Consider the following 13872-nt stretch of genomic DNA (forward strand, 5'->3'; position numbering starts at 1 on the left):
CCGTTAAATTCGCGTTTAATGCGGCGAATTTATGGCATTAATACGTACAATTCAAATAGATCAGGATACGAAACTCGGAGTGTGGAAAATTGGTGAAGAAGAAGCCTTTTTCAGGAAGACCGTAGCCATAGAGCCGGAGGTACACCACCCCCACAAGCGCCTCCAGCATTTTGCGGGCCGCTACCTGCTGGTGCAGCTTTTCCCGGAGCTGCCGGTGAACGATATCAGGATCATGGACAGCCGCAAGCCCTATATTCCCGGCAATCCCTACTATTTTTCCATTTCCCATTGCGGGGATTTTGCCGCCGCCATTGTCAGTACGCGTGAGCACGTAGGCATAGACATTGAGCTGGTGCAGCCCAAAATAGGCAAGGTGGCCCACAAGTTCCTGGCCCTGCGGGAGGCGCAGTTCCTGTCCAGGGAGCACAAGCTCCGCCACCAGACCGTGTGCTGGTCTGCCAAAGAGGCCGTGTACAAATGGTACGGCATGGGCGGGCTCGATTTCCGGGCCAACATGCAGCTCCAGGCCTTTCCCTACGCCCACACCGGTTTTATCACCTGCGATTTTCTGAAAGACGAGCGCCTGGCCTGCCTCGACCTGCAGTATATGTTTGACGGGGACCTGTGCCTTGTGTGGGTAGCGGGGGAGCGGCGGCAATAGGGCCGGCCGTATTAATTTTTCCCATTTCCCCCCTCATTTCGTACTTTTATTAAATTCAGCTTTAACATCAATAAACATTTATATATTGAAAATATTCTTACTCGGTTTTATGGGAGCCGGAAAATCCTATTGGGGCAAACAGCTGGCCACGCACTGGAGCTTGCCCTACTTTGACCTGGATGAAGTAATAGCCGAGCTGGAAGACATGCCGGTGGCGGACATTTTCAATACCAAGGGAGAGGACTATTTCCGCCGGAAGGAAGCTGAAACGCTCCGCGCGCTGGCAGATGCCCATGAATCCTTCCTGATCTCCTGCGGCGGCGGCACGCCTTGCTTTTCGGATACGATGGACTTTATGAACGGCACCGGCATCACCATATGGCTCAATCCTTCCATTCCCCTGATGGTAGAGCGTTTGCAGCGGAAACAATACAAACGCCCCCTCATACAGGACCTTGGTACAGAGGAGCTGACCGCCTTTACAGAAAAGAAACTGGCAGAACGGAAACCGTTTTATGAGCAAAGTCAGGTGATCATCAGTGAAGATGAAATAACTTTGGGCACTTTTGACAAACTGATCAGCCATGCATAAATCATTTCTCGTATGGGCGGCACTGTTAGGCGCCCTGGCCGTTATACTGGGCGCCTTTGGCGCACACAAGCTGAAAGAGCTGGTACCCCCTGAAACCGTGAGCACTTTCCAGACCGGGGTTACCTACCAGTTCTACCACGTATTTGCCCTGCTGGCCGTGGGCATCCTGTACGCGCACATTCCGGCGCCGCAGCTGGTATGGGCCGGGCGGTTCTTCCTGCTGGGCATTTTGCTGTTTTCCGGTTCGCTGTATGTATTGACGCTGCTGAAGGCTACGGAAACCGTGGGCCTGCGTGGCATTGGCGCTATTACGCCCGTTGGCGGCCTCTTGTTCATTGCGGGCTGGATAAGCCTGCTGCTGGGTATCCTGAAGAAATAGGCACGCTGAAACCGGCCCGCCCAGGCAAAACAACCGGCGCCGCGAAATAATTTTCCGCGATTGCCCCGGCAATAGTTAATTTTGATTTCGATTATGGCTGGTAACAAACTGAAATCAGAAAAGAAAGAACCTAAAAAGAAAAAGGAGCAACAACCTAATCCGGATGTACTGAAGCCCGACAAGGAAGCGGAAGTAAAAGTGAAGGAACTGGTAAGGGACGAGCGCACCCATAAGGTGCTGGGGGCCTTTTTCATCCTGCTTTCCCTTTATTGTTTCATTGCTTTCACGTCTTACCTGTTCACCTGGGAAGAAGACCAGGACAAGGTGTTCCGCTACTCCTCCAAAGTGCTGTTCATGCACGAAATTGAGGTAGACAACCTGCTGGGCCGCCTGGGCGCCTACACCTCCCACTGGTTCTTTTTCAAAGGTTTCGGGCTGGCCTCTTACCTGTTCTGTTATTTCTTTTTCATTATCGGTATCAACTTCATTGTAGGCCGCCGCGTGTTCCGCTTCTGGCGCAATGTAAAATACATCCTCTTCGGCCTGCTGTTCATCAGCATGAGCCTTTCTTTCCTCACCGGCAAGGCTGATTTTCCCTGGGGCGGCGCGCTGGGCAACGCTATGAACAAATGGACGGGCGGCTTCCTCGGCAAAACAGGGGAGGGCCTGCTGCTGTTGCTGGCAGGGCTGGCCTGGGTGATCTGGAAGTTCAACGTGGATTTCAAGTGGCCGGAGAAAAAACCGAAAAAAGTAAAAACGCCGCTGCCTGTTACGGAAGAAGAAGAAGAAGAAGGCAATACGGAAGCGGAAGAGGACGAAATGATGGCCGCGGCCGCCATGAACCGCTACAACAACGCGGAAGGCAGCGTAACGGTAATACCGGTTATGGAAGAGGAAGCCTTTGACGCGGGCCTGCAGCTGATAGAGAAAGAAGACACTACGCCCAATGTAGCCTACATTCCGCCGCAGCCGCCCGTTGTGGTGAAAGAACCGGAACCTGCGCCGGCGCCCATGCCCGAGCCGGAACCTGAACCGGTGCGCGAAACAACGCCGCCAAAGAAAAGCAGCGCCGCATCCGAAGTGGCCTTTGAAATAAAACCGGTGTATGAAGACCCGGCCGAGGAAGAAATTGAAGAAGCGGAAATAGTGCGGGAACCGGTACTGGCAGACCCTTACGAGCCTACGCTGGACCTGCGGGACTATAAATACCCCGCGCTGGACCTGCTGGAAAACCACGGCTCTGACAAAATTGTGCAAGACGCTTCCGAACTGGAAAAGAACAAGAACCAGATCATTGATACGCTGAAGAACTACGATATCACCATCCAGAAGATCAGTGCTACGGTAGGCCCCACGGTAACGCTCTATGAAATAGTGCCGTCTGCCGGGGTGCGCATTTCCCGTATCAAGAACCTGGAAGATGACATTGCCCTCAGCCTCTCCGCGCTGGGCATCCGCATTATTGCGCCCATCCCCGGCAGGGGCACCATCGGTATTGAGGTGCCCAACGTGAAAAAGACCATCGTTTCCCTGCGTAACATACTGGCGTCAGACAAGTTCCAGCACAGCACCATGGACCTGCCGATAGCCATCGGTAAAAAGATAGATAACGAGAACTTCATTGTAGACCTGGCCAAAATGCCGCACCTGCTCATGGCGGGGGCTACCGGCCAGGGTAAGTCCGTAGGCATCAACACCCTGCTGGTATCCCTGCTCTACAAGAAACACCCCTCGCAGCTCAAGTTTGTACTGGTAGATCCCAAAAAGGTGGAACTGTCTCTCTACAAGCTGATAGAGAAACACTTCCTGGCCAAGCTGCCGGGAGAGGAAGACGCCATCATCACAGACACTAAAAAGGTGGTACACACCCTCAACGCGCTGTGTATCGAAATGGACCTGCGGTACGATCTGCTGAAGGAAGCCGGTACCCGCAACATCCGCGAGTATAACGGCAAGTTCACCCAGCGCCGCCTGAACCCGCAGAAAGGGCACCGCTACCTGCCCTTTATTGTGCTGGTGGTAGACGAATTTGCAGACCTGATCATGACGGCCGGCAAGGAAGTGGAAATGCCCATTGCCCGCCTGGCCCAGCTGGCCCGTGCGGTAGGCATTCACCTTATTATTGCCACGCAGCGCCCTTCCGTGAACATCATTACCGGTACCATCAAGGCCAACTTCCCCGCCCGCATCGCGTTCAAGGTATCTTCCAAGATAGACTCCCGCACCATCCTGGATATTGGCGGCGCGGAGCAGCTCATCGGGCAGGGAGATATGCTGATTTCCTTCAACGGTGAGCTGGTACGCCTCCAGTGCGCTTTTGTAGACACGCCGGAAGTGGAAGGCGTGGCCGAGTTCATCGGTGAACAGCGCGGCTACCCGGATGCCTTCCTGCTGCCGGAGTATATTGACGAAAAAGATATGGAAGGAAAGGATTTCAGCCTGACCGACCGTGACCCGCTGTTTGAGGAAGCCGCCCGCGTGATCGTGCAGAACCAGCAAGGCTCCACCTCGCTGCTGCAAAGAAGGATGAAGCTGGGCTACAACCGGGCCGGCAGGCTCATGGACCAGCTCGAGGCCGCAGGCATTGTAGGCCCCAATATGGGCAGCAAGGCCAGGGACGTGATGGTGAAAACGGAGGCTGACCTGGAAGAAATTCTTAACAGTATGTTATAATTTTGCGCACGTTGACCGCAAACATTGCACCTTTTGTAATAAATGACGAATTTTGCAAATCTTTAACAGGGCGGCTTAAACGGCCCGGCATAACATTTGTCTAAATACCTGTAACTGTAACACTAAAAATTATGATGATGAAGAAAACGGTATGTATGGGGTTGATCTTGTGCGGGCTGGCATTCGGCGCAACTGCTCAAAGTCGCGCTTCCCTGGGGCAGAGCGATCCCAAAGCCAAGGCAGTACTGGATAACGTTAGCAAGAAGTTCAAATCCCTCAAATCTGTCATAGCTAATTTTATTTTGAAGATAGAAGGCGCCAACAACAGCGTAATGGACTCCAAGAAAGGGGCCGTGTACCTGAAAGGCCCCAAGTATAAAGTGGTGATGGGAGACCAGGAAATTATCAGCGATAATAAAACCTCCTGGACGTATGCCAAAGACGTGAACGAGGTGACCATCAACAACGTAGACCAGAGCGGCAGCGCCATGACGCCGGCCAAGATATTCACCAACTTCTATGACAAGGATTTCCTGTACCGCCTCAACGGTGAGACCACCGAAAAAGGCAAGGTGCTGCAGAATATTGAGCTGACGCCCACAGACAAGTCAAAGACCTTCTTCAAGGTACTGGTAGACGTAGATAAAAAGAACCAGACGCTGGCCCGCATGAAGGTGTTTGAAAAGAACGGCAACCGCTATACCTACGAGATCAGCAGCTTTACGCCTAACGGCGCCGTTACGGACGATATGTTCACCTTCGACGCCAAAAAATATCCCGGCGTGGAAGTGGTAGATTTACGATAACAACCTGTTCATCAAGTATAAAAAAGGAGATCACCGTACTGGCGATCTCCTTTTTTTTAACTTTTAACTGCGTAAAAATCAACGCTGTACGCAGCATTCTTTTTACTTTTTACGTTTTGCTTCTGACTTTTATTACATTTGCCAAGTTTTATTATAAAAATCAAGCAATATGGCATACGACGTAATCGTAATTGGTAGTGGCCCCGGTGGGTACGTGGCGGCTATCCGGGCTTCTCAACTGGGATTTAAAACAGCTATAGTAGAAAGAGAGAGTTTGGGCGGTATCTGTTTGAACTGGGGCTGTATCCCAACCAAGGCATTGTTAAAATCAGCACAGGTAATGGAATACATACAGCATTCCAAAGATTACGGTGTAACGGTGGGTGATGCCAAAGCAGATTTTCCCGCAGTGATCAAACGTAGCCGCGGCGCTGCTGATAAAATGAGCAAGGGCGTTCAGTTCCTCATGAAGAAGAACAAGATAGACGTGATCCTCGGCAATGGCAAGCTGAAAGCCAAAGGCCAGGTGGAAGTAACTGATAAAGACGGAAAAACGGCCGTACATGAGGCTAAACATATCATTCTGGCTACCGGCGCCCGTTCCCGCGAACTGCCCAACCTGAAGATAGACGGCAAGAACGTGATCGGCTACCGCGAGGCCATGAACCTGCCCACTCAGCCTAAGAGCATGATAGTGGTAGGCTCCGGCGCCATCGGCGTTGAATTTGCCTATTTCTACGCTACCATGGGCACCAAGGTGACCATTGTAGAGTTCCTGCCGCGCATTGTGCCGGTTGAAGATGAAGACATCTCCAAAGAGCTGGAAAAGATCTATAAGAAGAAAGGCATTGAAGTAATGACCAATTCCAGCGTGGAAGCGGTAGAAGCCACCAAAGGCGGCGTGAAGGCGAAAGTGAAGACCGCCTCCGGCGAAGTGGTGCTGGAAGCAGACGTGGTACTGAGCGCTGTAGGCATTGCCGCCAATATCGAGAACATTGGCCTGGAAACCCTGGGCGTAAAAACCGATAAAGGCAAGGTGCTGGTAGACAAGTTCTACGCCACCAACGTGGCCGGCGTATACGCCATTGGCGATATTGTTCCCGGTCAGGCCCTGGCCCACGTGGCTTCCAAAGAAGCCATCGTTTGCGTGGAAGCCATTGCATACAACGAAAAGAAATTCAATCACAAACCTACCCCTATCGACTACAACAACGTACCGGGCTGTACCTATTGCTCTCCGGAAGTAGCGTCTGTTGGCTACACCGAGAAACAGGCCAAAGAAGCCGGTTACGAAGTGAAAGTGGGCAAGTTCCCCTTCTCCGCTTCCGGCAAGGCCGTGGGCGCAGGGGCTACGGAAGGTTTCGTGAAAGTGATCTTCGACGCCAAGTACGGCGAGTGGCTGGGCACCCACATGATCGGCATGAACGTGACCGAAGCCATTGTACAGACCGTAACGGCCCGTACGCTGGAAACCACTTACCTGGAAGTGCTCAACAGCATCCACCCGCACCCCACTATGAGCGAAGCGGTGAAAGATGCTATTGAAGTGGCTTACGGGGAAGCGATCCACCTGTAAATAATAAGAACGATCTTTTGAAAAGAGCTGCCTGGCAAGGCGGCTCTTTTTTTTGTTGGTTGCCCTGGTGAACTACACGGAAATTCCGGATAGTTCAGTTATTCGGATTTTTCGAATAACCGGGTGACCGCTGCGAAAGGAAAAATAGCCCGGTTTGCCGTATGGTGGCCGTTTTTCAGTCCCGGAAGCGGGACAGAAATCACCCCATTTAAAGATTTCGAAATGTTTGAGTATTCCGCCCATGAATAGTTGCATGAACAACCCCGGCGCCACGCATTTGTGTATCAAGGCTTTGGCCGTACATGTTCAGCCTGGCTTTGAACAGGCAACGGCCACCGCGTCAGCGGCGGTGCTGTTTCCGGTTGACCATCCTTCAGGTGAGATCACGCTGGTGGTGCCCGCGCAAAAGGTCGTTGTGAGCTGTGTGATGCTGGAAGTCAGCCAGTACATGGAAGAGCAGGGGAAGATGGTGTTCCTGCATAACCGGCAATACACCGCGGTGGATGTTATTGCCGTATTGCCGGGAAGGATGGCGAAAGTGAAGCGCAAACGCCCTGTTGTAAGGCGGTAGGCGCAGCGGCAGGCGGAAGTGCCTTGCCTGCCTCCAGCGGTCCATGCTACTTTCGCGTCAAGTTCGCATGTCCTTCAGCGCATATCCGCATCAAGTCCACCTTTTCAGTATCAACCTCTTGATTTTCATTGTACTTTACGATACGGTTTGTTATTGCCAACCCCTACAAATTCCCTAAATTGCTCCTTTCTAGTCACCAAAGCACAACTTACTTATGAGAAAGTATTTTTTGATGGCAGTGCTGCTGGCCGGCCACCTTTCCGGGTACGCTACGGAAGGCATGTGGTTGCCGCAGCTGCTCACCAAACTGAACGAGAAAGAAATGAAGGGCATGGGCATGAAGATCAGCGCCGCGGACATCTACAGCCTGAACAAAGGCAGCCTGAAAGATGCCATTGTGAGCTTCGGCGGTTTCTGCACCGGGGAGATCATTTCTTCCCAAGGCCTGCTGCTCACCAACCACCATTGCGGTTACTCCGCCATTCAAAGCCATTCTTCCGTACAAAACAATTACCTCGACAATGGTTTCTGGGCCCGCAACAAAGCGGAAGAGCTGCCCAATGAAGGCCTCACCGCCACCTTTATTGTACGCATAGAAGATGTAACCGCGCAGGCCCTGCAGGGCGTAGCGGGCCACCTCAGCGAAAGCGCCCGGCAGAGCGCCATAGACAAGAACCTGAACACTATTAAAGCCGCCGCAAAAAAGGAAAGTTACCAGGGCGTGCTGATCAAACCTTTTTTTGAAGGCAACCAGTATTTCCTGTTCATCACGGAAACGTATAAAGACATACGCCTCGTAGGCGCGCCACCTTCCTCCATAGGCAAATTTGGCGCGGACACGGACAACTGGGTGTGGCCCCGCCATACCGGCGATTTCTCCATTTTCAGGATCTATGCCGGTCAAGACAACCGGCCCGCGGAATATTCCAAAGACAATGTGCCCCTGAAACCCAAACATTTCCTGCCCATTTCGCTGGATGGCGTGGCGGAAAATGATTTCACCATGGTGTTCGGCTTCCCCGGCCGCACCAACGAGTACCTGCCGTCAGAAGCCATGAAGCTGACGGTGGAAGGGCAAGACCCGGCCCGTGTGCAAATGCGGGACGCGGCGCTGAAAGTGATAGACGGCTTCATGAGAAAGGATGAACAGGTCAAGATCCAGTATGCTTCCAAGTTTGCCAGCACCGCTAACGCCTGGAAAAAATGGATCGGTGAAATGCAGGGCGTGAAACAGACCAACGGCATTCAGCGCAAGCTCGATTTTGAAAAACGCTTCCAGCAGCTGGCACAGGCCCACCCGCCCTACCGCGGCCTGCTGGATTCTCTCAACAACCTCTACAAGGCCCAGGCGCCCTACGCCGTCAGCCGCGATTATTACAGCGAAATGGTGCGCAGCGTGGAAATGCTGTCCTTTGCGAACAACATCATTTCTTCTCTGCAGGCAACCCGCCTGAAAGGGGAGGAACATTGGAACGCAGAGCGGGAGGAGCTGCTGGCCAAACTGCAGCCGCTGTACAAAAATTATAACAACGATGTAGACCGCGAAGTAGCCGTTGCGCTGCTGGACATTTATTTCAGGGAAGTGCCCTCCAGCCGCATTGGCGGCGAGGCTTACCAGATCTGGATGGAAACCAACAAAGACGGGCGCACTACGGCCAATAAACTGTACAGCCAGAGCGCGCTCACGGCTTACGACAAACTGGCCGCTTTCCTTAACCAGCCTTTCCGCAAAGTATCTGAGGCTGTATGGAAAGACCCCGCCACCCGCCTGGCCATTGGCCTGCGGAACGGCTATATTGATTTCATCAACAAACCGTATGACGAGCTGCAGCCGCAGATCAACCACTTGCAGCGCCGCTACATGCAGGCGCAGATGGACCTGGTGAAAGACAAACGTTTTTACCCGGATGCCAACAGCACGCTCCGCCTCACCTACGGCAAGGTGAACGGCTACAGCCCGCGGGATGCGGTGAAATATGGTTTCGTTACTACGCTGGACGGGGTGATGGAAAAATACAAGCCGGGTGACTACGAGTTTGACGTACCGGAAAAGCTGCGCGACCTGTATGCCCGGAAAGACTACGGCCCATACGGTGCAGCAGGCAAAATGCCTGTGTGTTTCATTGCCTCCAACCATACTACCGGCGGCAACTCCGGCAGTCCCGCGCTGGATGCGTACGGCAACCTCATCGGCCTCAACTTTGACCGCACCTGGGAAGGCACCATGAGCGATATCAACTACGATGCGTCCATTTGCCGGAACATTATGGTAGACATCCGGTACGTGCTCTTCATTGTAGACAAATTTGCGGGGGCCAAACACCTGATAGATGAAATGAAGCTGGTGCGGCCGAAGAAGATGAAAGCGCCCACGGTAAAAAAGAAAGCAGCCTGATAACAAAAGAGCGTGTTCGTTTTCCGGACACGCTCTTTTGTTTATAACAATTTGCATTCATACACAATAGAACTGCACTTGTCTACATGCCGCCAGGCTTTCCAGTAGGAGCGCAGTCCCCTGAAACCACCCGCCAGCAGGCCGCCTTTGCCGGTCCTATATTTTTCGCTCAGCAGGCTTACATAAAAGGCATCGAACACCATGGGGTGTTTGGACTCGATGTTGAAGCGGTGCTGCTGCATCAGCATGTCCATAGCCACGGGTGAGAAGTGGTAGAGATGGCGGGGTACATCATATGCTGCCCAATGGCTGCCGTAGATGCGGGCATCTGTAGATCTGTAGTTGGGAACGGCCACCAGCAGCGCGCCGCCGGGTTTGAGCAGGGTATGTATCTGGTCAAGGTAGCCGTGGAGGTCATGTACGTGCTCCAGTACGTGCCACATGGTGATGCAATCGTATTGACCAGGTTCCAGCTGGAAGAGGTCTTCTATAGAGCGGCTGTCTATTTGGTGGTATTTGAGCGCATTTTCGCGGGCGGTGGCATCCGGCTCCAGGCCGGTTACGTCCCAGCCCAGCTGTTTCATATGGGCCAGGAAGGCGCCGGTGCCGCTGCCAATATCCAGCAGGGTGCCGGTTTTAACGCCTGCGGCGGTTTTCACCCAGTTCTGCTTGGAGCGCATGGTGATCTTGCGCACGCTGTGATACAGGCGGTTGATGAGGCCTTCGCGGGTCTCGGAGTGGGAAATATATTCGGCAGACTGGTAATACCGGCCTATGTCGGAAAGGGCAGGCACATCCTGCGTGAAGCGGCCGGTGCAGGTGGCACACTCCCATATGTCAAAAGTTTCCAGTGATACGGTATGGTCTTTTGCCGTGAGCTTTTTGCCGATCTTTTCAGATCCGCAAAGCGGGCATTGCTGGTAATGAATCAAACTCATGTTGTAGTTAAAGCTGCTGCAAGATAAGCATCCATTTTAAATACCACTGTACTCTCCCCATACTTTGCGCAACGTGTCCGCAATTTCTCCCAGGGTGCAATAACATTCCACCGCATCCACCACCAGGGGCATCAGGTTGGCGGAAGTGCCGGCGGCAGCCTTCAGGGCGGCCAGGGCGGCGGTAGCTTTTTCATTGCTGCGGCGGCTGCGCAGTGCCTGCAGTTTTTCCGACTGCAGCTTGCGGATGCTGTCATCTATCCTGAACACGTCTGTATGTGCTTCTTCTTCCACCACAAATTTGTTGACGCCTACGATCACTTTTTCGCCCGTTTCAATTTCCTGCTGGTAGCGGTAGGCGCTGCGGGCTATTTCATCCTGTATGAAACCCTGTTCCACAGCGGCTACGGAGCCGCCCATGGCATCTATTTTCCCGATCAGCTCCCAGGCTTTGGCCTCCACTTCGCGGGTGAGCGCTTCTACGTAGTAGGAGCCGCCCAGCGGGTCTACCGTATCGGCAATACCGCTTTCGTAGCCGATGATCTGCTGCGTGCGCAGGGCAATGCGGGCGGCGGCTTCCGTGGGCAGGGAAATAGCTTCATCAAACCCGTTGGTGTGCAGGCTTTGCGTGCCCCCCAGGGTGGCGGCCAGCGTTTGCACGGCCACGCGCACAATGTTGTTGTGGGGCTGCTGCGCGGTGAGGGTGCTGCCGCCGGTTTGCGTGTGGAAGCGGAGCATCTGCGCCTTGGGATCTGTAGCGCCCAGGCTTTGGGTGATGTGCGCCCACATGTTGCGCGCCGCGCGGAACTTGGCCACTTCTTCAAAGAGGTGATTGTGGGCGTTGAAGAAAAAGCTCAGCCGCTTGGCAAACACGTTGATGTCAAGCCCCTTCTCCAGTGCGGCCTGCAGGTAGGCCTTGCCGTTAGAGAGGGTGAAAGCCAGCTCCTGCACGGCATTGGCGCCCGCTTCGCGGATGTGGTAGCCGCTGATGGAAATGGTGTTCCATTTGGGCACCTCGCGGCTGCAGTAGTCAAAAATATCGGTGATCAGCCGCATGGAGGGCTTGGGAGGGTAAATGAAGGTGCCGCGGGCGGCGTATTCTTTCAGGATGTCGTTCTGGATGGTGCCCGAGATCTTTTTCAGGTCCGCGCCCTGTTTTTTGGCCAGTGCAATGTAGAGGGCCAGCAGAATATAGGCGGTAGCGTTAATGGTCATGGAGGTGGATACCTTTTCCAGGTCTATGCCGGAAAACAACACTTCCATATCCTCCAGCGAGTCTATGGCCACGCCTACCTTGCCTACTTCGCCTTCCGCCATGGGGTGGTCTGAATCGTACCCGATCTGCGTAGGCAGGTCAAAGGCCACGCTGAGCCCCATTACACCCTGGCCGAGCAGGTAATGGTACCGTTTGTTGGAAGCCTCCGCCGTGCTGAAACCGGCGTACTGCCGCATGGTCCACAATTTGTCACGGTACATGGAGGCATGGATGCCGCGGGTGAAGGGGAAACTGCCCGGCACTTCTTCCATCGGTACGGGATTGGTGTACAACGGTTGTATCTCAATGCCCGAATCAGTGCTGATCTTCTTTTCCATATTCACAATGTTACTTTAAAAACAATAAATTGTGATAAATTTTGTTGCCTGGTTATGATTACGTACCTGTTGCTGCTGCTGACGATAGGCATTGGACTATGGAGCATACACCTGTTTTTTCGCGCCACGCGCAAACCCATGCCGGACGCGCTGTTCACCGCTGCCCTGTCTGCCGCCATGGCCCTGTTCATCTACCTTTACGGCACCTGGGTGTTCCTGACCATTTACGCCAAGTACGTTTTCGGCGGTGCATACCTGCTGCTGGCGCTGCTCTTCCTGCTGCGGCGTAAAACCGCCGGCCGCAACCGCGGTGTTATTGTCAAAGTGTTCTTTACCCTTTTACTGGCCCTTGGCTGCGTTTTGTATTTTACCGGCACAACGGGCCGGCCGGATACTGTTGAGCTTGATTTTCCGCTTAAAAAGGGGCGTTATTTCGTTTTACAGGGAGGGAAGGGATTGCCCACCAACCTTTTCCACTTCAGCCTGCGGGGCGCCATTTATGCAATGGACATTGTGAAGCTGGACCCCCTGGGCCGCCGGGCCAACAAAATATTCTCGCGCAGGCTGGAAGATTACGCCATTTTCGGGGATACCATTTACAGCCCTTGCGACGGTATTGTAACGCGGGCCTACGGCGGCAACCCGGACAATATTCCCCCCAATATGGACCGCGGCCCCAAAAACACCAACCTGGTGCTGATAGAAACGCCGGACTATTATGTGTTCATGGGGCATCTGAAAAAAGGGAGCGTGCTCGTGCAGGAGGGGGATACGGTAAAAACCGGTTTCCCGCTGGGCCGGGTGGGCAACTCCGGCTTCAGCTCCGAGCCGCACCTGCACATACAGGTGCACGCCAGGGAGGCGGGGAAAGCCTGGTACGCTTCCACACCGCTGTATATTCACTTTAACGGGAAAGGCTATTTGCTGAATGAGATGATCAAAAAGAAAGACCTTTAGGCAGATGGCCGCTGCAAAAAAAGTGCGGTGGCTGTGTTTATTCCCGCATTACCCAAATGCTCCCGCGGGCATGTAGAAAAGCCTCAGGAGGCAGACGCCTGCTGCATCAGCTGCCTGGCCGCCGCATTGATGATCTCCGCGGCAATATCAGAAGGCGATTCTTTCTGATGCATGAAAAGTTCCAATATCTGTTTGTTCAGCTCAATAGAAGGCGCGTCTGGCGGGAGCTTGAGCGCTATCTGGTTAATGATGGAAATGGTCTGCTCCTTCACCGTTCTCACGGCCTCCCAGGCCTCCGGCGCTACATAGATCTGCTGGGAAACGTTGTGATCGTATTCTGATTTGATGTTGGATACCATGCCTATCTGCATGTCAAGCACGGAAAAGCCAGGCTGGTTCACGCGGCTGATCAGGCTTTGCGGGTTGATCCTTTCCACAAACAACACCAGCCGCTCATAGGCCTGCAACTGCAGGGGCAGCACTACCTCCTGCTGCTGGCGCTTCCCGGCCTCCGCGGCGGGTTTGTCGCCACCCGTTTTGCCGGGTTTCTTCAGCGTGTCTTTCAATGTCCAGATAACGAGCACTACGGCGCCGGCAATGATCAGTATAAACAACAGTTCCTGGGTGGAGGGCATAATACGGTGTGGTTTAGAAGTACAAATATAATAGTATTTTTATATTTGTAACGGTTGTTGTGGAAATTTTGTTGGCAGCAGCGCGGCGGCGGGGCAGGG

General features: G+C 53.5%; 12 protein-coding genes. 9 read left to right on the forward strand and 3 right to left on the reverse strand.

Features of this window, described 5'->3' with window-relative positions; translation table 11 throughout:
• The first annotated feature begins 31 nt into the window (after positions 1–31).
• The 8 genes from D3A97_RS14910 to D3A97_RS14945 all read left to right on the forward strand — a co-directional run bounded on the left by D3A97_RS14910 (position 32) and on the right by D3A97_RS14945 (position 9653).
• Positions 32–661, forward strand: coding sequence for a 4'-phosphopantetheinyl transferase family protein (locus D3A97_RS14910; protein ID WP_119079269.1), 630 nt, complete (start codon positions 32–34; stop codon positions 659–661).
• A 109-nt stretch (positions 662–770) separates the two neighbouring features.
• A complete protein-coding gene (locus D3A97_RS14915; protein WP_232825971.1) occupies positions 771–1253 on the forward strand; it encodes a shikimate kinase in 483 nt (160 codons plus the stop codon).
• A complete protein-coding gene (locus D3A97_RS14920) occupies positions 1246–1632 on the forward strand; it encodes a DUF423 domain-containing protein (protein WP_119079271.1) in 387 nt (128 codons plus the stop codon). The genes D3A97_RS14915 and D3A97_RS14920 overlap by 8 nt, the downstream gene beginning before the upstream one ends.
• 93 nt (positions 1633–1725) lie before the next feature.
• Positions 1726–4305: an FtsK/SpoIIIE family DNA translocase gene (locus D3A97_RS14925; RefSeq protein ID WP_119079272.1), complete on the forward strand. Its 2580-nt coding sequence runs from the start codon at positions 1726–1728 to the stop codon at positions 4303–4305.
• A 131-nt stretch (positions 4306–4436) separates the two neighbouring features.
• Positions 4437–5111 carry an outer membrane lipoprotein periplasmic chaperone LolA1 gene (lolA1, locus tag D3A97_RS14930; protein ID WP_119079273.1) on the forward strand — a complete coding sequence of 225 codons (675 nt, stop codon included), beginning with the start codon at positions 4437–4439 and terminating at the stop codon, positions 5109–5111.
• A gap of 169 nt (positions 5112–5280) precedes the next feature.
• Positions 5281–6687, forward strand: a complete 1407-nt coding sequence (lpdA, locus tag D3A97_RS14935; RefSeq protein WP_119079274.1) for a dihydrolipoyl dehydrogenase — start codon at positions 5281–5283, stop codon at positions 6685–6687.
• Positions 6688–6928: 241 nt separating this feature from the next.
• The gene (locus D3A97_RS14940) at positions 6929–7258 is read left to right on the forward strand and encodes a hypothetical protein (RefSeq protein WP_157986552.1); all 330 of its coding nucleotides are present in this window, start codon (positions 6929–6931) and stop codon (positions 7256–7258) included.
• Positions 7259–7472: 214 nt separating this feature from the next.
• Entirely contained in the window at positions 7473–9653 is a 2181-nt protein-coding gene (locus D3A97_RS14945; protein WP_119079276.1) for a S46 family peptidase, read from the forward strand.
• Between the two features lie 41 nt (positions 9654–9694).
• Here the strand turns inward: D3A97_RS14945 and D3A97_RS14950 are convergent, their stop codons facing one another.
• Both D3A97_RS14950 and D3A97_RS14955 read right to left on the reverse strand, forming a co-directional pair.
• Complete coding sequence (locus tag D3A97_RS14950) at positions 9695–10591, reverse strand: class I SAM-dependent methyltransferase (RefSeq protein WP_119079277.1); 897 nt, start codon at positions 10589–10591, stop codon at positions 9695–9697.
• Between the two features lie 36 nt (positions 10592–10627).
• The gene (locus tag D3A97_RS14955) at positions 10628–12181 is read right to left on the reverse strand and encodes an acyl-CoA mutase large subunit family protein (protein WP_119079278.1); all 1554 of its coding nucleotides are present in this window, start codon (positions 12179–12181) and stop codon (positions 10628–10630) included.
• A gap of 54 nt (positions 12182–12235) precedes the next feature.
• Between D3A97_RS14955 and D3A97_RS14960 the strand changes: the two genes are divergently transcribed.
• Positions 12236–13138: a M23 family metallopeptidase gene (locus D3A97_RS14960; protein ID WP_157986553.1), complete on the forward strand. Its 903-nt coding sequence runs from the start codon at positions 12236–12238 to the stop codon at positions 13136–13138.
• An 83-nt stretch (positions 13139–13221) separates the two neighbouring features.
• Here D3A97_RS14960 and D3A97_RS14965 read toward each other — a convergent pair whose 3' ends face one another.
• Positions 13222–13773: a DUF7935 family protein gene (locus D3A97_RS14965; protein ID WP_119079279.1), complete on the reverse strand. Its 552-nt coding sequence runs from the start codon at positions 13771–13773 to the stop codon at positions 13222–13224.
• Positions 13774–13872: the final 99 nt, after the last annotated feature.

The sequence above is a fragment of the Chitinophaga alhagiae genome, from assembly GCF_003568665.1.
Taxonomy (GTDB): Bacteria; Bacteroidota; Bacteroidia; order Chitinophagales; family Chitinophagaceae; genus Chitinophaga; species Chitinophaga alhagiae.

Excerpts from the sequence above, each read along its gene's own strand:
- D3A97_RS14945 (WP_119079276.1), top strand. The coding sequence starts at position 7,473 with ATGAGAAAGTATTTTTTGATGGCAGTGCTGCTGGCCGGCCACCTTTCC.
- lolA1 (WP_119079273.1), top strand. The coding sequence starts at position 4,437 with ATGATGATGAAGAAAACGGTATGTATGGGGTTGATCTTGTGCGGGCTG.
- D3A97_RS14920 (WP_119079271.1), top strand. The coding sequence starts at position 1,246 with ATGCATAAATCATTTCTCGTATGGGCGGCACTGTTAGGCGCCCTGGCC.
- D3A97_RS14940 (WP_157986552.1), top strand. The coding sequence starts at position 6,929 with ATGAATAGTTGCATGAACAACCCCGGCGCCACGCATTTGTGTATCAAG.
- D3A97_RS14910 (WP_119079269.1), top strand. The coding sequence starts at position 32 with ATGGCATTAATACGTACAATTCAAATAGATCAGGATACGAAACTCGGA.
- D3A97_RS14965 (WP_119079279.1), bottom strand. The coding sequence starts at position 13,773 with ATGCCCTCCACCCAGGAACTGTTGTTTATACTGATCATTGCCGGCGCC.
- D3A97_RS14955 (WP_119079278.1), bottom strand. The coding sequence starts at position 12,181 with ATGGAAAAGAAGATCAGCACTGATTCGGGCATTGAGATACAACCGTTG.
- D3A97_RS14925 (WP_119079272.1), top strand. The coding sequence starts at position 1,726 with ATGGCTGGTAACAAACTGAAATCAGAAAAGAAAGAACCTAAAAAGAAA.
- D3A97_RS14915 (WP_232825971.1), top strand. The coding sequence starts at position 771 with ATGGGAGCCGGAAAATCCTATTGGGGCAAACAGCTGGCCACGCACTGG.
- D3A97_RS14950 (WP_119079277.1), bottom strand. The coding sequence starts at position 10,591 with ATGAGTTTGATTCATTACCAGCAATGCCCGCTTTGCGGATCTGAAAAG.
- D3A97_RS14960 (WP_157986553.1), top strand. The coding sequence starts at position 12,236 with ATGATTACGTACCTGTTGCTGCTGCTGACGATAGGCATTGGACTATGG.
- lpdA (WP_119079274.1), top strand. The coding sequence starts at position 5,281 with ATGGCATACGACGTAATCGTAATTGGTAGTGGCCCCGGTGGGTACGTG.